Source organism: Endozoicomonas sp. ALB032 (assembly GCF_049310125.1).
Taxonomy (GTDB): Bacteria; Pseudomonadota; Gammaproteobacteria; order Pseudomonadales; family Endozoicomonadaceae; genus Endozoicomonas_A.
Map to the genome: position 1 here is coordinate 3,525,476 of NZ_JBLYNW010000001.1, position 19,080 is coordinate 3,544,555.

Sequence of the window (19,080 nt, forward strand, 5' to 3'; positions counted from 1 at the left end):
AGCCTATCAGGCTCCCATCATTCTGTTATAATCCCGAATCCGCCATGGAAGACATCAGAGAGCCTGGTTTCCAGAGAGCTTCTCAAACATCAGGATTAAGAATCAGAGAGAAAGGATAGAGAGTCATGCCTGCATACCGTTCAAGAACCTCGACCCACGGTCGTAATATGGCTGGAGCCCGCTCGCTTTGGCGTGCCACGGGTATGAAGGATGATGACTTCAAAAAGCCTATTATTGCCGTAGCCAACTCTTTTACCCAGTTTGTTCCCGGCCATGTTCATTTAAAAGACATGGGACAGCTGGTGGCCAGAGAAATTGAAAAGCATGGTGGTGTAGCCAAAGAGTTTAATACCATCGCCGTCGATGATGGTATCGCGATGGGCCATGACGGCATGCTTTACTCCCTGCCCAGCCGGGACATCATTGCCGACTCCGTTGAGTACATGGTAAATGCCCATACTGCTGATGCCCTGGTCTGTATTTCCAACTGCGACAAGATTACTCCCGGAATGCTCAATGCCGCCATGAGACTGAATATTCCAGTGATATTTGTCTCCGGTGGTCCCATGGAGGCCGGTAAAACCAAATTGGCACAGCATGGACTGGACCTGGTCGATGCCATGGTCATTGCCGCCTCGGATGCCGACGATGAAACTGTTGCTGAGTATGAACGTTCAGCTTGCCCAACCTGTGGCTCCTGCTCCGGTATGTTTACCGCCAACTCCATGAACTGTTTGACGGAAGCTCTGGGTCTGTCCCTGCCGGGCAATGGTTCCATGCTGGCCACTCATGCCGATCGTGAGCAACTGTTCCTCGAAGCCGGTCGACGGATTGTCGATATTACCAAGCGCTATTACGAACAGAATGACGAGTCTGTTCTGCCTCGCTCTATTGCCAGCTATAAGGCCTTTGAAAATGCTATGAGTCTGGATATAGCCATGGGGGGGTCCACCAATACCATTCTGCATTTGCTGGCCGCTGCACAGGAAGCGGGTGTCGATTTCACCATGAAAGATATTGATGCCCTTTCTCGCAAGGTGCCTCAGCTGTGCAAGGTGGCACCTAACATCCAGAAATACCATATGGAAGATGTCCATCGTGCAGGTGGTGTGTTTGGCATCCTGGGTGAACTGGATCGGGCAGGGTTGTTGAACAATGAGATCCCGACGGTTCACAGTGAAACCATGGCCGCAGCTCTGGCTAAATGGGATATCAAACAGACCAGTGACGAATCGGTACTGACATTCTTCAAGGCAGGACCTGCCGGCATACGTACGACACAGGCATTCAGTCAGGAAACTCGCTGGCCAACGCTGGACGATGATCGTGAATCAGGTTGTATCCGGACACTGGAGCATGCATACAGCAATGAAGGTGGTCTCGCGGTTCTGACCGGTAATATTGCCCTGGATGGTTGCGTAGTAAAAACCTCTGGTGTCGATGAGAGTATTCTGGTTTTTGAAGGACCTGCACATATCTGTGAGAGTCAGGAAGATGCAGTCAGTGATATTCTCGAAGGTCGGGTAGAAGCCGGTGATGTTGTTATCGTCCGCTACGAAGGTCCCAAAGGTGGTCCGGGTATGCAGGAGATGTTGTATCCGACCAGCTACCTGAAATCCAAAGGTTTGGGTAAAGAGTGCGCGCTCCTGACCGATGGTCGTTTCTCTGGTGGTACTTCCGGACTTTCCATAGGTCATGCTTCTCCAGAAGCGGCAGCGGGGGGCAATATTGCTCTGGTAGAAAAAGGCGATATCGTTCGTATTGATATCCCTAATCGTACCATTGACGTACAGTTGTCTGATGAAGAGCTGGCCGAGCGTCGTACCCGGATGGAAGCGAAAGGCAAGGCAGCCTGGAAACCTCTGAAAGAGCGGCCTCGTAAGGTTTCTGCGTCATTAAAAGCCTATGCGGCTATGGTGACCAGTGCCGATAAAGGTGCTGTCAGAGATGTGTCGCTCCTGGATTGACAGTGACTCATGAACGACAAGCTCTATGTTATATAGAGCTTGTCGTGTACTTTATCTGTCGTAAACAAACAAAAAAATCCAGGACAATGAGTCTGAGCTTACATTGATGTGCCGACTTAATCGAAAATAGCCACTATTTTGGCTATCGCTTCTTCAACTGCATCAGGATCAGCTTTCTCTATGAATTCTAGTTCTCTCGAAATGTAGTCCAATGACTTGATCTGTTCACAAAGGGCAACTCCTGAAACATCTCCGCCATCAATTTTGACCTCAAAGGGCCAGCCTCTTATCTTCCTGATTAGGCTCAAAACTGTTCTCGTCATAACCATCAAACATTTGCTCCAAGGTGTATTTCATCTTTGGCTTTGATTCCTTCAGGAGAATTTCACCCTTTAAAGAATTTACTTCCAACCAGGAACCTTCACCTAACCCTGAAATAGAAAGAGCCTTAGCAGGTATTCTAACGGCAAGGCTATTACCCCATTTTTTAATTTGAACGATCATCTGGCCACTGGCTCCGAATAAAAGTATATACACAGGTATAAACTATAGCGCCTGAGCAAGTTAATACAAGCGTTCTTAAATTTGGCCACTTTTAAAACTACGAGTGCTCGAAATCGTACAGGGAACTGAATTTTAGTTTCAGGTCTCCAGCCCATGCTCAAACACTAATCCTTACTGACTTTCATTTTCAGAGATGAGGTTGAGCCCGTTATCCGCCTTTTCTATTTAAAAACGGAGTTAAAAGGGTGATCAGGCTTGGTCTGGCGGGTGCTGAAAATCTGTCGCTGCTGCAATAGATGGACTACTTTACTGTAGCGTTCAAACTAAGCTAGAAAGACGACAATGGGGAATTACATGGCTCGATTACCAACTGCTGCTTCCCTTGGCCTCATCATAATGGCTTGCCCCTGTTCAAAACTGCTGGCAGGAAGTCCTTTTTCAACGCCAATGATGGAGGAATTTGTCAGAGAAAAAACCACAAAAGGGTCTGGCTTCCTGGAGGATTTAATTAACCATAATGCTTATACAGGCAAAATCCCTCCTTTTGTACCCAGCCCAAATAGCACCCATCTTATCTTTGCAATGAACTATGAAAATGAGCAAGGCGAAATAATAGCTGAGGGTTCAGAAGCATCGGATGGGGCTGGAGCGCAGCAGCCTCAGCCTTTAATGGATATTCCGCTCCCGCCAATGAATCATGCACAAATTACTGCCATTATCCTGGGATTGAATACGGGAATTGAAAACAACACCTTGAACACTATGTTGAGCTATATCCCGATAACCCCACCCGATGAGAGCCTGACAATTGCAAGCATGATTCAGCAAGTACAACAAGTTCTCCATATTTCGGCTGACAGTAACCAGAATGCAATGATAGGCGTTCTGACTAACATCATGGGTACCGAATCTCCTGTCGATATGACTAAGCCAGAAGATCAACAGAACCTGGCGATTTTGATGTTGAGCTACTACACAATCATCCATTCAAATGAAAGCCTCCCTCAGGTGGCTCATGCTTTATTTGACTCATTCCTGTTTCACGCCACTGGCTTGTCTGGTATTGAGAGACTCCATGCCGGAAAACGTGACCTTTTAGGTACATTAGCCTCAATAAACGATCACGATGTTTTAAAAGCAAATGTTAAAGAGTCTGCTTCCGTCTTCTCTGGGCTTAAGTTATTGGGAGAAATGCGTCTTAAGATTTTGCAACAATTGGGTGGTTCCCCAGAAGCTGAAAGTTCTGAGGCATCAGCAGACCCAATGTTATTAGCTGCTTACTCTCTGCTCAATTTTGAAGTTAATAAAAATTTAACACCGCTTTATCAGTACGGTGTAGAATCAGCTGAACAAATGTTAATGCTTATAGAAGAATATGGTGAGAAAGATCCTGAATCAGTTGCCTCGAATATGCAGTTCATGAGTTTCTTGTATGCCACAAGCCTGAATCTTGAATTTCTCTTTAAAAAAATCGTAAGCGCACATGTTGATAATATGCCGAGTTGTTTTAGCCAATCAGATACGGATGAAGACATGGTTGAACATTGTGTAACGATTTTCAGAAAATTAGAATTAAAGATAAGACTCAAAAGGGTATTAAACGCCTCAAATGAAAACCCTGGAAATGAAAACCCTGAATTGTTTCAAAAATTTCTTCTAGCCTTAGAAAAGTTCATAACAAATCAATTAGAAAAACCGTTTATTGGTAGAAGTGAATTCACGTGCACAATGTTAAGCCTTGGCACAATATTTGACAGAATGCAAATAAACTATGTTGTGGCAGTGTCAACTGCTGTGATGGCGATGTTTCCGCCAACTGTTAATACCAACGTCACTGAGCAGGTTCATGGAGCTATACAAAACAAGGCAGAAAAGAGAGATAAAGAAAAAGAGCTTAGCATCGAAGAGAAAGAGAAGGAGAGAAGAAAAGAAGAAGAGAGGATAAAATATCTGGAAAAACGGGAAAAATACCTGAAGGATTTCACTGAATGGTTCGATGCTAACTTTGATTCTTCTCTGGAAGAACTTTATGGTTCTGAGAATATCGAGGCTGTCAGAGCGAGAGTGGAAACGTTTTGTGGTTCTGAGAATATCGAGGCCGTCATAGAGAGAGTGGATGCGCTTTATGATTCTGGGGGTATCGATGCCGTCAGAGAGAGTTTTGGCTTTTGACGGAGTTTATTTTTAATCTTCTTCCTGTTCTTTCAGCCCGGTTGCTATTAGCAGGCTTTCCGGGAAATTTTTAAAAAGAAGATCAGAGATTGCTCAGGAAGAGTATCAGAATCAGGCCCGGGCAAATCGTCCTGATATACCAGGGCCAGATCTTCCAGAACAGGCTCTTCCGGATTTCAGGAAAGCCCTGACTCAATTCCTTCAGCAGGCGGTTCTGACGCATGATCCAGCTGCCATAAATGGCAATCATGAAGCACAAAACAGGTTGCAGATACTGAGTAGCGACTTTAACGGCCAGACCCAGCAGCGTCTCAATGTGATAAATGATTAAAACCGACAGGCAGGCTGAGATCACCGTAATGCACCAACTGGCGTAATGGCGACGAAAACTGAGCTTTTCAACCATATAGGCTACGGTTGGTTCTATCAGAGAAATCGATGAAGTCAGCGCGGCAATCGTTAGCAGCATGAAGAAAGCCAGCGCAACCAGCTGCCCGAGTATTCCCAGCTGATTAAATAAGGTTGGCAGTACGTTAAAAACCAGCGTGTCAGCACTGTGGAGCTGTCCGTTAGCGGTGTAAATCTCGATACCCTGCTGCATGGCAGCGAACATACAGGGAATGATCAGCATACCAGCCAGGAACGCCACTGAGCTGTCGACCAGCGCAACCTGGAAAGCGGTGAGTGGAAGGTTGGCTTTTTTACTCAGATAAGAACCGTAAACCATCATGCAGCCCACACCCAGAGACATAGAGAAGAAAGACTGCCCCAGGGCTGAAATCAAAAGCTGTTGGTTCAGTAGTTTGGAAAAGTCCGGAATCAGATAGACTTTCAAACCTTCTATACCACCGGGTCGGCTTAAAGCGAAAGCAATGAGCACAGACAAAATAATAAACAGGGCGGGCATCAGCCTGTTACACCAGCGCTCTATGCCCTCTTTAACCCCACCGATGACGATCAACGTGGTCAGAACCATGAAAAGCAGGGTGACCAGAGCCGTTGAGTAGACATTAAAATCGGTCAGCCAGCTGGCCGCCGCGTGAAGGCCGCCCAATTCGAAGATCGGGGCCAGAGAGAAACCAGTAAACCAGCCACCGATAATGCTGTAAAAACTGTAAATCAGAGTCAGGGTCACCAATCCCATAATGCTGGTGATCAAGCCCAGTTTTTTGACCCAGTTCCTGTTATCCAGACCGGTCATGGCAGTCACTGAGTTGGATTGACTGTATCGACCGATAGTCAGTTCGGCCACCAGTGTGGGGTAAGCAAGAAGGAATGAGAAACAGAGGTAAACCAGAACAAAGGCTGCGCCGCCATTTTGTGCCGTCTGGGTTGGAAAGCTCCAGATGTTTCCCACACCTACTGCGCAGCCGGCAGCGGCAATAATAAAGCTCAGTCTGCTACTGAACTGACCTCGTGTAGCCTGGATTTCTGGCAAGGTGGATTTACTCTGATCAGTCATTCCATTCAGGGACTGTTTGTCCGCCGACTTATTTTTAATACAGCCTGTTGATAACAGCTTCCTCGTTGTCTGATGCGCGGGCCTGATCTTTATGGGCCGACAACTGCGCCGCTGTAACAGCAAATCCCAAAGACTATAGCAGTGATTTTGAGGTTTGCTTTTCGTTTTTACCTACTTGTTGGGGCGAATGAACAGCAACGGTTTGCCTTTCTCCAGTACATAGGGGTAAGCGATGGTTTTGTTGTCGTCTCCGATACCCACCTCTTTGGGCGCCATGTAGAAATAGACCCACCCTGGCAGACGGGCACTCAGCTTCTGATAAAAGACATTCTCGCTGATGCTTTCCAAACCTTCACCCTGGGTGATGGACAGCCTGGGGAAAGCGTTATCATCATGGGCTGAGAAAAACCAGGCTGGCTCTCCCGCCATACTGAAATAGGAGAATGAAGGCGCATGGTCGACAGCAGTTGGAACCGGGATATACAGACTCAGAACACAGTTCATTCGGGCAAAAGAGCAGGTAGCACCGGTCTGTTCCAGGTACCACTGCTTGAAAGCCAGACCATTATGCTCGAAAGGTGTTTTGATCGGCTTGTACTTGTAATTCATGTCGTTGAGGATGGTCAGGGCGGAACGGGTCAGCATCAGCTCCATCGTTTCCCTGGCTCCGATCTCATCCTCGGCCATGGCGATGGGCATCCAGGCAAATAACCTGTGGTGATCATAATGGCTGGCACCCGGTACCGTCCATCCCCAGTAAAAGCGTTCAAAGGCGCCATAAGGTTTGACATTAACTCCCACCACACCGCTGGCAGCACCATAGGCCGGGTGAGAAATATTGCCCAGTTTGTAGTCCTCCAGCTTGCCTTCCTTGTTGTAAGCTCCGGCAGGTAACTGCTGGTCATACACCTGTTCAAGCATGCCGCCTGCATTAGTCAGGTTCTTGGCTTTGGACCATTTCTCGTTATAGGCCCCTTTATGGTTTGACATGTTGAAGGCACAGCCTGCTACCAGCAATGCAGCAGCTGCTCCCAGCAGGTTTCGAAAAATCATATCCATACACTCCTGTGCGCGGTTTCGGATCTCTCGAACCATCGGCCCTGCCATAGAAGCCTTTATAGAAGTTGTTCGCTTGTTGCAAATGCGTCTAGCAAGTGGGTTTATTTAGTGCAATAGGAAATTATAAGCGACTAATTAAAGGCAGAATGAGTCAACCGACTGAGATTGAATACTATTTTTAGCCAGAGGTCTGACGGTCACAGCTGTCTGTTTAATGTCATTAAAAACGTACCGATTGGTATAAAATTCAGGCTTGAAGAGGAGCAGGCATACCGGCCAGGAAAAGGCTCAGGGTCAATAATTCATCCCAGCAGTTGATTTTTTCAAGCCCTTTGACACCTTTGTCAATATGGCCAGTATGAATCAGCATCTGGCGAAAGGCACGCTCACTGTGACGACCCATGCATTTTTCCAGCAGGTTTTTACGCTTCTTGAGAATAAAGGATGACATGCCGTGAGTTTTGGCTGCCTGATCATAAGCCAGATTGGGCGGTGTGCCCCGGGATTTTAATCGGCTGAGGTGGCTGAGCAGTCGCACGTCACGGGCCAGAGCCCAGAGCACAATGGGTGGCTCAATGCCTTCGCTTTTCAAACCGCCGAGTATTCTGACCACAGACTTCGGGTCACCATTCAGGGCCGCATCAGCCAGTTGGAAAACGTCATAGCGGGCACTGTCAGAAACCGCTTCCCTGACGGTTTCCACTTCAATCTTTTTGCCATCCGCCAGGAGCTTCAGCTTTTCAATTTCCTGTGACGCGGCCAGCAGATTTCCTTCAATGCGTTCGCAAAGTAGCGAAAGAGCATCCTGGCTGGCTTCAAACCCCTGACTTTTCAGACGTCGGGCAATCCAGCCCGGCAACTTGTCATGTTCAACAGGCCAGATCGGGATAAACAGTCCTTCCTGTTCCAGGGCCTTGAACCATTTTGCCTTTTGGCTGGCATTATCAAGCCGGTCGGTAATGATCAGTAGCAGGTTATCCGGAGAAAGATGTTTCAGATATTCCTGAAAAGCTTTTCGGCCTGCATCACCGGGCTTGCCATTGGGCATCCTGACTTCAAGAATTTGTTTTTCAGCGAACAGTGAGAGACTGTTTGCTGCTTCCAGAAAATCCCCCCAGTCAAAGTTATTGTCGACATGGTAAACGTGTCGCTCGGTAAACCCCTGCTTTCTTGCCGCTTGCCGGATTTGGTCACAGCACTCCGAGACCTGCAGGGGCTCATCGCCACTGACTATGTAGACAGCACAGAGTTGTCGCTTGAGTTGGGCGCCGAGTTGGTCGGGTCTGATGTTCATTGTTCCGCTTCACGCGCCTCTCGCTCGGCTTCGAGGGCTTTGCGGGCTCGTACTTCTTCCTGGCGAAGCACTTCACCGGAAATAGCAGCCACTCTGCGAACAGTGGTCAGCAACAGCTCCTGACGAAGTTGATCAAAGATGATGGCTTCCTCGCTCAGGGCCGCGTTGGTCTGGTTCTTGTCCTGGAACATGTAGCGCTCGTTGAAGAGCACAATGGGGTCAAAGAGTTTCAGGCCATCATTAGTGCTGAGCTGGTAGGTGGCTTTCAGGGTCAGCAGGCGTTCGTACTGACCGACACTGGCTTGAATCTCATCGCCTGTCGAACGCTCCAGACTCAACACTTGCAGGTGATAGTGGGCATTATCTGTGATCTCAATACCATTGAGCGTCAGGGCTTTTTTTAACTCCCTGACAAACGGCAGATCACTTCCTGAGACAGACAGCTGGGCAATTTCACTGGCAATATCGACCTTGCCTCGCAGCTGAAAGCCGCAGGCTGTCAGCAAACCGGTGATCAGTAGCAGGGGGAGAATGGCCCCTGTATGAAAGCGTCTTGTCATAATCTCTCCATTCCGGGCTCAGGACTCTTTATTGAGCTCATGGCTGTTTTAGCTCAAGGCTGATGAACTGCGACCAGAGATTGTGCCAGCAGTCGGACAGTATCTCAGGGGACGGCATGCTAGCATGACGTCCCTTAAAGGTTAACATCGGAATGCCTGCCTGTGTATCGTTGCCTTGAAGAGTTTAACCGTCTGGAACAACCGTTTTCCGGGTTGTCATGACAAAAGCCGTGTTCTCGTAATAGTACGCAGCTTCATTGATAAAGATGGGGTATCCGGGTTCACCCTGATAGGGAGTCACTGTGCCATCCATATTCTGAAACATCGGCATGCCTGGCTTCAGCTCCTCAAAATCCCTGTCCTGCAGAGCACTGTGAACCATGGCAGATATTTGTCCGTCGTCGTCTCTGGGATAAAAAAAACGATCCCTGACGTTATAAACTTCGGTGCTTGCGGGCAGGATATTGTCCCGTTCGTTTTCTGGCATTTGGGTGAAGTCGACCAGATGTTGGATCACTGATTCAGTGTCTGAAAACTGATCGTGTCGCAAAACGCCGTTGGGAATAGGGCCGACTTCAATGGTCACTGCGTAGTCGGAAAGGCTATTCAGCGTTCGGCTGAATTGGTTATCACGGTCACTCAGAATGATTTTTACTTCCGGCATCTGTTGTTGCACATAGGATGCTGCTTTGAGGTTGAAAGCGGCCTGATCTTTGATAATCAGCGTCATTCCCATGTTGCTGGTGGTACTGTGCAGATCGATGATAAAACGGTCATTATTGGCTTTGGGGCCGAGCAGTTGATTGATTTTCCGGGCTCGGCGGTGTTCATAGACCGAATCATCATCGCCGTTGAGAATGTCATCCGTAAAGGAACGATTCAGATCGGCATCCATAAATCGTCTGACTGCTTTATAAGCTTCAACATTGGCCAGCAGATAATCTACTGGAATGACGCTCTGTTTGAAACTACCGTCCTGTTCCAACTTCCTGATCAGGTTAGGCCCAATCAACTCGTTGCCATGGGTTCCGCCCACGATAGTGATTCTTTTAATCATAATCAGACCTCTGTTGCACTGGCTAAAAGACTAAACCCGGTTTCAGATTTGTATAACTTTCTGAGAACTTAAAAGCCCAAAGACCTCTCATGTTCTCAAGGGCTGGCGGTCCAGCTGCGGCAGAGTTCAATTAATTCCCTGGTTCCCTGACTGATGTACTTTTGTCGGTGCATGATGAAATAGAATTGTCGGCTCAAATCTCTGTCAGGGATTAACAAAGGTATCAGACTGCCCCTTTTGAAAGCATCCTGAAGTGTAATTCTCGACAGGCAGCCAATCCCGAGACCGGCCTCGACAGCCCGCTTGATGGCTTCAGTGTGTTGCAACTCAATAACCACATTCAGGTTGGGCAGAATGCCGTGCATAGCTCGATCAAACGCCTGACGGGTACCCGAACCGGCTTCGCGGAGAATCCAGCCAGCACTCAAAAGATCCTGGTCTGTCAGTTGGGTTTTGTGTTCGAGGTCATGGCCCGGTGCGCAGAAGGCAACCAGTTCATCATCACACCAGGGAATGACATTCAGGTCATGGTGGTGTAACTCTCCTTCGATCAGTCCGATATCCAGATCAAAGTTAAGAACCTTCTCGGTAATATTGGCGGTATTGGCCACCTGCAGATCAATATGGGTACCCGGTTTGTCTCTCATCATTCGGGCTACGATGTTAACGGCCAGATAATTGCCTATGGTCAAAGTAGCGCCGACCCGGATCTGTCCTGTCAGAGCTTTGCTGAAGAGTTTCTGCTCAAGCTGCCGGGCCTTTTCCAGAAGGGCTTCGGCGTCCGGTCGAATCTGCTGGCCGAGGTCATTCAGCTGAATTCTTTTGCCAATGCGATCAAAGAGCTGAGTATTGAACTTTTGTTCCAGTTCTTTCAGTGCACTGCTGGCGGCAGACTGGGACATGACCAGAGCTTCGGCGGCGCGGCTAAGGTTCTGCTGGCGGGCAACCTCCAGAAAAACCTCCAGTTGTCGGAGAGTCAGTTTCATGAGCTAATCGATTTAATCGAATAATCTTATAAGAATTATCTGTTTTGCCAATATCCTACCCCTGACTGGTCTATTCCGGAAGAAAAAATAGTATGAATAATTGAACTTTTGGCCAACTTTTCTCTCAAACGTTCGATTGTGATGGATTTTTTACGCTCCGGGTAAGAAACAATCACTCAGATAGCTCAGGTGCCAGCACCTGGAGCGACTAGTTGTCGACCAAAGAATGTCTGCTATCAGTTGATATGATGGTTCGATATTGATCTAAAAACACAATAAGGGACTGACTAATGGATATAAGTTCACACACCTTCTCAATGGCAAATTTGAAACAATTGATTCTGGAATCGAGAAGTTTCTGTGACGAAAGTACAAGAAAAATCAACAATTTGACTGAAGGTAATATTTCTCAAGAATGTGGCATTTGCTTTAAGGGTGTTTTTGGCTCTCACAACGTCGTTGTTGCACACGTAACATACAATTTTTTTAAGTCCACCAACCCCAAACTCCATCTTTTTCATGGTTCCTGCCACAGGGAATTTGAAGAAAACCAGCAGAGTCTTGATTCCCGGAAAATATGCCCTATCTGTCAGGATCACCGTCTTCCGGAATTAGAATTTTCATCGGTGGCCCATGCTGTAGTATCTGGCCAGATAGACCACGCCCTGGAACTTATGGAGCATGAAGGCCCGGGCTCGAAACACTCATGGCAGGAAGCGAAGATGTCAGCCCTCCACATTGCAGCGATAAAGGGCGATCAAAATATAGCCAGATTACTGGCCGAGGATCCTGACATCGACGAAGATATTGACCCTGACGAAGGTATTGATGTCGCCGAAGAACTTGACATTGGCGAAGATATTGACGTTCAGGACTCAAAGGGCAAAACAGCACTACACTACGCAGTCAGCAATCATAATCTGGAGACGGTGAGAACATTACTGGACTTCAATGCTGGTGTGAACATCCGCGACGAGTGTGGCCGAACACCTCTGCATCTGGCTGCCGAAAAGCCTGAATGTCCTGATTTGTTTACCCTTTTGATGGAGCATGGAGCCCGTTTCGATATTCCAGATAACGACGGCCACAGGGCAATCCACATAGCTGTTGATGCTGATCATGAGTTGGCACTTGAAACTCTGATTAAAAACGGAGCCGATGTAAATGCAACTGCTCGCGATGGACGTACCGCCCTTCACTACGCAATGGTATTTGGTTTACCTCAAGATTACCCTAAAACGAAAAACCATTTAGGCCTGGTCAGGATGCTGATCAATGCGGGGGCAAAAGTTGAGCTTAGTACCGGACAAGGGTACACAGCTTTTGACGGAGTCAATTATGTAAGAAATTCATCTGACAGGGTGGAAATTATTAAAGTGTTACTCTCGTCTGCTATCAATGGTTTTGCTGATATTAATGCACCGGCAGGTCATTCAGGTTACGACCCGGGTCGCAGCCTTCTTGAATATGCACTCATTGCCAAGGACAAGGAAGCATTGCAACAACTCATTGACAGAGGAGCTCAAGTCACAGACAGCAACCGGGACAAAGTTGACTCGATTTTGAATGATCATAAGGATAAGTAACTCTTGATTAAAACCGCAACGAGCGCAACACTCGCTGTTATGGATAAGGTTCAAGCTACCTTGTCAAACACTTAAGAAAGACATTTCTGGCACCGTTGATATCACGATCAACGGTGAAGCCCTCACCCTTTATAATTTTGGAAGAACCTAATTTTTCGTCAATGGTCCCGTTCCATGATTGAGTCTTGGATGTATAGGCTTCGTTGCAATCAACTACATGCTTTCCATACTTTTTTGCGTACCACTTAAGCCGCTTGGTAGTGATTGAGGTCAAGCATCTGGCGGCAGGTGTTACGGCGAATGGTGCGAACCTTCTTATCTTTGCGTGTGACCATACCTCTTGTCTCAAAGGTTGGCAAAAATACAACGTCGTAGTTCGACACCAGCTCGAACGCCAGCCGGTTATGCAGATCAAGAACAATGTCATCCTTTTTGCATTTCAGCCGGTCAATTTCCCTGTTGAAATGAATAATCCGATCTCTTGCCCACTGGGGCATGTCGGGGAACTTAACGCCCTTCTGCGTGTTCAGGATTTTTTGCTTTTGACTGATCAAGCTGTCCACTTGCTTCATCAGTGGAAACAGCTTTGTTTTTGCAACCTTATCACCCGCTATCAATGCCTCTTTTTCGCTGTAGCAAGTGGCAAAGGTGCGAACTCCGGGGTCAACTCCAACGCATCTAACCTTCCCTTGGATTTCGGGATTTAGCTCAATATGTTGTTGAACCTGAATGAACCAGCGACCTTTGTCGTAGGTTACGACACAAGACTTGCCAATCGCTTCTGCTGGCACATCTTCTGTCAGGTGAATCTTGCCAAGAGCCTGTATGCAGGGATTTAATCCCTTTGGCAAACGGTCAATAGAGAATGAGTGCCTGCTACCTTTGCGGCTTTTGAAACTGATTTCTGCAAAGCTCTCTTTAGCTCCCTTGAGCTTCTTGTTGTGCTTGCAGACCGCTTTGAATGTGGTCGCTGCCGCCAGTGTTCCATTATCAGAAACAATCGAGTTATAAGCCCTGCCACTTTCTTTTTGCTCTTGCTTCACTTGAGCTTTAATGGCGGGTCGCATGTTGATGAATTTTCCGCTGGCATCTTTATAGTCATCGTTGCGGAAACGCTCAACAGCAAGGTTGTACGACCTCCGATAGAGTATCAGGGCATCGTGATAGGCTTGCTCATTCTCTGGGTAAAACCTGATCTTTTTTGATGCTACTACCTTTGCGTCCTTTGCGTCTTTTAGCAGATCGCTTCCCGTAGTGGCTATTGCAGAATGAGGTAATGAAACCGATAAGTTCTTGGGTGTAGAATGACTCACTGGCGTTATCCGGGTCATCCAAAACCTCGATGTGTCCTCCCGATAATTCAACAAGTCATTTGATGAGTCCAAACCCTGATCGGGCAAGGCGATCTTTTGTGGCAACCACAATATGGGTTGGATTTCCGCACACCGCTGATTCCAGAATGGTTTGCAGTCCTTTTCGCTTAAAGTTGAAAGCACTGGCAATGTCGCTGATAAATTCTGCATCAGGGTGCTCTTTGAGTAAGATACGCTTTTGCGTGTCAATGCTGGATTTTTGCTTTCCAGAACTCACTCTTGTATAGCATATCTTCCTCTGCTGGTTAATGAATATGCGGAAGTGACCACCACTGGTTTGCTTCACTTTTTCGTAGTGACCGCTTTCGATCTTGCGCCTCATAGTTTGGCTGGTTACGCCTTCAATCTTGGCTAGCTTTATAGTTGAACCCCACAAGATAAATTCACCTTTTGACGATTTATCTTGTGTCTGGCGTAATTGATTTTGCGATTGTTGCAATTTTATTTGACTGTTCATGATGCAGCAAAGTGTCAGGCAGAACCATCGATCATCAGGAGTGATAACAACCTTGAGTAATCTTATCGGGATCATTCAGCTGAAGTCTTTTGCCAATGCGATCAAAGCGCTGAGTATTGAATTTTTGTTACAGTTCTTTCAGTGCACTGCTGGCGGCAGACTGGGACATGACCAGAGCTTTGGCGGAGCGGTTAAGGTTCTGCTGGCGGGCAACCTCCGGGAAAATCTCCAGTTGTTGGAGAGTCAGTTTCATGGGGTAATCGATTTAATCGAATAATCTTATAAGAATTATCTGTTTCACAAATATCCTACCCCTGACTAAGATATCCCGGAAGAAAAAATAGTACGAATAAATGAACTTTCGGCTAATGACGCTTTCAAAAAAAATCAGATATCTGTCCAAAAGAGCGGTAGATATTAAATTGTTACTCCCGTCCGCTATCAATGGCTTCGGTGATGTTAATGCACCGGTAGATTCTCGGGGTGGGAGCTTTCTTAAATACACTCTCAAAGCTCGGGACATCGAATCGCTGCGATAACTCATTGACAGGGATGCTCGAGTCACAGTAAAAGATCGCGAGGGAGCTGACCGCCTTTTGAATTATTACAAAGATAAGTAACTTTTCAGGGTACAGCAAAGTGTCAGAAAGAAAAATCGACCATCAGGAGTGACACCTACTATGAGTAATCTTATCCGGGAGACAGTAACCAGTGTACATCACTGGAATGATACCCTGTTCAGCTTTACCACTACACGCAACCAGGGATTGAGGTTCAAGAACGGCCATTTCACCATGATCGGTCTGGAAATCGATAACAAACCTCTGCTGAGAGCCTATAGCATTGCCAGCGCCAACTATGAAGAAGAGATGGAGTTTTTCTCCATCAAGGTACAGGATGGCCCCCTGACCCAACACCTGCAGAAGCTGGAAGTGGGAGATGACATTCTGGTGGGCACCAAGCCTGTGGGGACTCTGGTAGCCGATCATCTGCTGCCCGGAAAGAATCTCTACCTACTCAGCACAGGAACGGGTCTGGCTCCTTTTATGAGCATTATCAAGGATTTTGAAATTTATGAGCAGTTCGACAATGTAATTCTGACTCACGGCGTTCGCTATGTTTCTGAATTGGCTTATCAGGACCGGATTGAAAATGAACTGCCAGAAAATGAATACTTTGGTGAGATGGTTAAAAAACAGTTGAAGTATTACCCAACGGTTACCCGGGAACCTTTCCGCAACCAGGGGCGCCTGACGGACTTGATGGAAAGTGGCAAGCTGTTTGCCGACCTGAATCTTCCTGAGCCCGATCTGGAAAATGATCGCTTCATGCTGTGCGGCAGCCCTGCCATGTTGAAAGATCTGTGTCGTATTCTGGATGAGCGTGGCTTTAAGGAAGCCCGTGGTGGAAATCCGGGGCACTATGTTATTGAAAGGGCTTTTGTTGAGAAGTAATTCCTTTCTGAAAAGGCGGCTGTTGTGAAAGTCTTTTGCTTGACCAATAGAGCGTTAAGCTGGGTCAGTTTTACAGGCTACTTTTGCGATAGCCTGTTCTCGATCTGCTATCAGTTATTATGTATTAATGGAGGGAACACCGATTTTGGGGTAGGGGAATTACACTGGTTCGAATATATTTTGAGGTATGATAAATATCAGGATTTGAGACTCTTTCTCTATCTTCAATGAATTCTCCTTCGTCATTAAGAAACATATCTGTTTCATATAAATCATGCCATATATCACTCCCACGTGGACATCCATCATATAATGATTGAAGCTTGGTTGCTTCATCTGTAGTAAGACCTTGAGCTATTGCCACCATTATTGGAAGTAAATGATTGAATCTCGCTAAATGAGCCAATTCAAGAGTGTTGTTGTTTGCCCAGGTTACACGCTTACGCAATAACTCATCGGTATAAAAAGGTACTAAATCCAAAGCCAGTTCTTCATTGTTAGTTTTAATGGCCAGTACCAGAGGTGTATTGTTTCCAAATTGCCTTTCTAATGTCTTTTGATTTGGTGTGATTAATAACTCATGGTTTGTTTTCGTTAGATGATTGAATAGGGCTTTTGATAACTTTATATCTCTGGCTGCAATGGCTGCGGTAAATGGTGTGTTTTGAAAGGGTGACGAGTCAAACTCCATTAGGGCAGATTCAATCTCATCTCTCTCCAGAAGTAATGCAATGAACTCTTCCCGTTCTTTTGACTCTAAAAGGTGTTTTGCTTCGATTTTTGGAGTATTGGTAATATCAACAATAAGCTTAAATAATATATTTGGAGTGAAGCCAGTCCCTTTATATGCAAAAGGATCTCCACCACTTTTCAGTAGCTTTACTGCCCTGGCCCAGTTAACTTTCACTACTGAAAGTACTTCTATAAATTTCTGTGTGACTAAATTTCTTCCTCTTTCCAGTCTTAAAGTCTTTGACCTTTGGGCTTTATCAGGAATAGGTATATATTTGAATTTCAGAGGATAAGGGGATGCTCTTTTCATTGATCGAAAAGATCGCATTCTTAACTTTACAGTATTTCCTTTATGAATAGGGTTTTTCTTGTCAAAATACCAACTTCTGTACAATGGATCATCTGGATGAGGTGGAGTCATATTGTCTACTTTATATCGTAAAAAATTATCAATATGTTTGATTTCTTAAGTCTTATAAAGTTCCAAAAATATCTTTTTAGTTAGTAATTCTAACGTTAAGTACTCAGCCATACGGAATCGAATATTTCTGGCTTATTGGGCAGGTGCTCTGCAAGGCGCAACGACGGGTACATAGCAAGCTATGTGACCAGAGTTGCAACGCAGTTAGAGTGCCTGAACAATAAGTCAGAAAATATGATTTCGTATGGTTGAGTACTTAATTGCTGAGTAAAAATATAACAGTCATTGACTTGTTTGCTTGCTTCAGAGGCCGTCGAAAAATGCTGATGTGATATTAACAAGTGGCTCAAAATGCTTATTTACTCTCTGTAATTAGCGGTTTTTCGACACTTTTTTCCCTGTCTCAACCCGTTTCCTCTGAGACTCTGGAGCGAAGGGGTGAGAGATATAGCCAGCTTTAGAGGTACGGCGATTGAAGCTGATAAGCCTTTGTTTTTATGCACTGAAGTCCTTAATTGATTCATCGATTAGCTCAATATTCTTAATTCACATTGACTGGCTCCGACAGGCACAATTACTCGCACCTGCCTCACCTTCATCCTCATCATCATCGACCAGATAATCCAAGGCATTGGGGTTTATTGCAACCCACTCCGGCAAATGGTCAAGCAACTCCTGTAACAGTTTCAGCTCCTGCCCTGCACCAAACTCGCTTCGTCTGAAACCACCTTCCCGCAGAGCACTGAGTGCCATTAACATTGCCCCAATCGTATCCTGGTCTATGGTAAATTTTGCTACCTGCTGCAGCAATGAATTCTGGGATCTGTCACCGGTAAAAAGAAAATACAGGACGGCCGCTGCAGAACTGGGGGCCCAGGTTCCTCGAAGCTTTGTGTCACCAGTCTTTTTTCGGGATCTCTCTGCACCAGAGCTGGAAGGCAGAAGGAGATTTAACTCAGCCATAACCTCCCCATGATCAAGCTTGCGAGCATGCGTGTTTTGCAGGATTTGTTGCTCAATAATCCTCAGGCATTTCAAAACTTCCGGGTCAGTTACCTGTCTATAAATGCGTTGTAAGGTGATTTCGGCCAGATCTCTGTTCGCAGTTCTTGAATCACGATTTTCAATCATGACCCTCGCTGCAAGGGCGATAGCGACAGCAGCCTGCATGGCCTGCTCATGGTTATGACTGACCTGAACCGTTTGTCGAACGCGGCTGACAAAATCCTCGTCACTGATATAGGGATCATGATCAAGGATAGCCACAATCGTAGCAATTCCCATACAGCCGCCATTACCAGAGGAGCCTTCTGCTTTCCCTGATCTTGTACGAAAACTCTGACCGGAAAGGTCGAGAACCTGATCCCTGGTTGTCAGAGTGCCATTTCTGAATCCCTGAAAGAAAGTTTTTAACAACCGAGAGTGAAAAGCACCGTATTCGCTTAACACCACATCCATCGAATCTTCCATATTTAAATGAAAACGCTGCTCTTTGGGAAATGCAAAAAAACACTGGCATTTAGCCAGCCTGACAGCATCAAATTGTGCGCCTTTTCCCTTTTTTTGATGTTGTTTTTTGGCATGATCAGCGCCTCGGTAATAATCCAAAAAGAACTTGTAAATTGCAGCCGCTTTGTGAGTGTCATCCGTAAATAGCTCACGCCTCCCTGCTCCATAGCCGTAACGAACGGTCCCCTTGCAATCCCCCAGGGCAGTGCCAAGCAATGCCAGCTCTGCATTGGTCGGCGTAGCAGCAAATGCAGGCATTATGAGCAGGAAAAAGACTGCAAAGCACATGCACTGAGCAATGAAAAATTGAAGATTAACTGATTTATACCAACATTCTGGATCAGCTCGTCCCAGGTTAGTCATTAGATACATTCCTTATATTAATTCTGGTAAGGGAATAATAGCGGTTGTTTTAAGTCTTGCCACCCGGAAGCCAGTAGGCAATGTAAAAACATAGAGGACAGCAACGGCTGGTCAACAAAGGCTT

General features: G+C 46.3%; 18 protein-coding genes. 4 read left to right on the top strand and 14 right to left on the bottom strand.

Annotation, left to right across the window (positions count from 1 at the left end):
• Positions 1-125 precede the first annotated feature (125 nt).
• Entirely contained in the window at positions 126-1,967 is a 1,842-nt protein-coding gene (gene ilvD / locus ACO6VG_RS13215) for a dihydroxy-acid dehydratase (protein WP_422474290.1), read from the top strand.
• Positions 1,968-2,083: 116 nt separating this feature from the next.
• Here the strand turns inward: ilvD and ACO6VG_RS13220 are convergent, their stop codons facing one another.
• Together ACO6VG_RS13220 and ACO6VG_RS13225 are read right to left on the bottom strand one after the other, a co-directional pair.
• Positions 2,084-2,296, bottom strand: a complete 213-nt coding sequence (locus ACO6VG_RS13220; protein ID WP_422137332.1) for a type II toxin-antitoxin system PemK/MazF family toxin — start codon at positions 2,294-2,296, stop codon at positions 2,084-2,086.
• Positions 2,238-2,471, bottom strand: a complete 234-nt coding sequence (locus ACO6VG_RS13225; protein ID WP_422137333.1) for an AbrB/MazE/SpoVT family DNA-binding domain-containing protein — start codon at positions 2,469-2,471, stop codon at positions 2,238-2,240. The genes ACO6VG_RS13220 and ACO6VG_RS13225 overlap by 59 nt, the downstream gene beginning before the upstream one ends.
• Before the next feature lie 354 nt (positions 2,472-2,825).
• On the opposite strand from ACO6VG_RS13225, the gene ACO6VG_RS13230 reads away from it, so the two are divergent.
• Positions 2,826-4,643, top strand: coding sequence for a hypothetical protein (locus ACO6VG_RS13230; protein ID WP_422474292.1), 1,818 nt, complete (start codon positions 2,826-2,828; stop codon positions 4,641-4,643).
• An 82-nt stretch (positions 4,644-4,725) separates the two neighbouring features.
• Here ACO6VG_RS13230 and ACO6VG_RS13235 read toward each other — a convergent pair whose 3' ends face one another.
• The 6 genes from ACO6VG_RS13235 to ACO6VG_RS13260 form a co-directional block, all read right to left on the bottom strand.
• The gene (locus ACO6VG_RS13235) at positions 4,726-6,105 is read right to left on the bottom strand and encodes a sodium-dependent transporter (RefSeq protein ID WP_422132719.1); all 1,380 of its coding nucleotides are present in this window, start codon (positions 6,103-6,105) and stop codon (positions 4,726-4,728) included.
• A gap of 171 nt (positions 6,106-6,276) precedes the next feature.
• Entirely contained in the window at positions 6,277-7,158 is an 882-nt protein-coding gene (locus tag ACO6VG_RS13240; RefSeq protein ID WP_422132720.1) for a hypothetical protein, read from the bottom strand.
• A 253-nt stretch (positions 7,159-7,411) separates the two neighbouring features.
• On the bottom strand, positions 7,412-8,458 hold the full coding sequence (gene holA, locus ACO6VG_RS13245) for a DNA polymerase III subunit delta (protein WP_422132721.1): 1,047 nt from the start codon (positions 8,456-8,458) through the stop codon (positions 7,412-7,414).
• On the bottom strand, positions 8,455-9,018 hold the full coding sequence (locus ACO6VG_RS13250) for a hypothetical protein (RefSeq protein ID WP_422132722.1): 564 nt from the start codon (positions 9,016-9,018) through the stop codon (positions 8,455-8,457). Before ACO6VG_RS13250 ends, holA begins: the two co-directional genes overlap by 4 nt.
• A gap of 184 nt (positions 9,019-9,202) precedes the next feature.
• The gene (locus ACO6VG_RS13255) at positions 9,203-10,075 is read right to left on the bottom strand and encodes an aspartoacylase (protein WP_422132723.1); all 873 of its coding nucleotides are present in this window, start codon (positions 10,073-10,075) and stop codon (positions 9,203-9,205) included.
• A 95-nt stretch (positions 10,076-10,170) separates the two neighbouring features.
• The gene (locus tag ACO6VG_RS13260; protein ID WP_422137336.1) at positions 10,171-11,061 is read right to left on the bottom strand and encodes a LysR family transcriptional regulator; all 891 of its coding nucleotides are present in this window, start codon (positions 11,059-11,061) and stop codon (positions 10,171-10,173) included.
• Between the two features lie 290 nt (positions 11,062-11,351).
• On the opposite strand from ACO6VG_RS13260, the gene ACO6VG_RS13265 reads away from it, so the two are divergent.
• Positions 11,352-12,647: an ankyrin repeat domain-containing protein gene (locus tag ACO6VG_RS13265; RefSeq protein ID WP_422132725.1), complete on the top strand. Its 1,296-nt coding sequence runs from the start codon at positions 11,352-11,354 to the stop codon at positions 12,645-12,647.
• Between the two features lie 55 nt (positions 12,648-12,702).
• Here ACO6VG_RS13265 and ACO6VG_RS13270 read toward each other — a convergent pair whose 3' ends face one another.
• The 4 genes from ACO6VG_RS13270 to ACO6VG_RS13285 all read right to left on the bottom strand — a co-directional run bounded on the left by ACO6VG_RS13270 (position 12,703) and on the right by ACO6VG_RS13285 (position 14,730).
• Positions 12,703-12,996, bottom strand: coding sequence for a zinc ribbon domain-containing protein (locus ACO6VG_RS13270; RefSeq protein ID WP_422474294.1), 294 nt, complete (start codon positions 12,994-12,996; stop codon positions 12,703-12,705).
• Positions 12,893-13,960, bottom strand: coding sequence for a hypothetical protein (locus ACO6VG_RS13275; RefSeq protein ID WP_422474296.1), 1,068 nt, complete (start codon positions 13,958-13,960; stop codon positions 12,893-12,895). The genes ACO6VG_RS13270 and ACO6VG_RS13275 overlap by 104 nt, the downstream gene beginning before the upstream one ends.
• Positions 13,961-14,015: 55 nt before the next feature.
• On the bottom strand, positions 14,016-14,477 hold the full coding sequence (locus tag ACO6VG_RS13280) for an IS607 family transposase (protein ID WP_422474298.1): 462 nt from the start codon (positions 14,475-14,477) through the stop codon (positions 14,016-14,018).
• A gap of 127 nt (positions 14,478-14,604) precedes the next feature.
• The gene (locus tag ACO6VG_RS13285; protein ID WP_422132727.1) at positions 14,605-14,730 is read right to left on the bottom strand and encodes a LysR family transcriptional regulator; all 126 of its coding nucleotides are present in this window, start codon (positions 14,728-14,730) and stop codon (positions 14,605-14,607) included.
• Between the two features lie 427 nt (positions 14,731-15,157).
• On the opposite strand from ACO6VG_RS13285, the gene ACO6VG_RS13290 reads away from it, so the two are divergent.
• Positions 15,158-15,931, top strand: coding sequence for a ferredoxin--NADP reductase (locus ACO6VG_RS13290; protein ID WP_317142846.1), 774 nt, complete (start codon positions 15,158-15,160; stop codon positions 15,929-15,931).
• Positions 15,932-16,055: 124 nt separating this feature from the next.
• On the opposite strand, the gene ACO6VG_RS13295 is transcribed toward ACO6VG_RS13290, so the two are convergent.
• Both ACO6VG_RS13295 and ACO6VG_RS13300 read right to left on the bottom strand, forming a co-directional pair.
• Positions 16,056-17,084 (bottom strand): hypothetical protein, encoded by a 1,029-nt coding sequence (locus tag ACO6VG_RS13295; protein WP_422132729.1) that lies wholly within the window; start codon positions 17,082-17,084, stop codon positions 16,056-16,058.
• A 546-nt stretch (positions 17,085-17,630) separates the two neighbouring features.
• Complete coding sequence (locus ACO6VG_RS13300) at positions 17,631-18,956, bottom strand: ADP-ribosylglycohydrolase family protein (RefSeq protein WP_422474301.1); 1,326 nt, start codon at positions 18,954-18,956, stop codon at positions 17,631-17,633.
• Positions 18,957-19,080 lie beyond the last annotated feature (124 nt).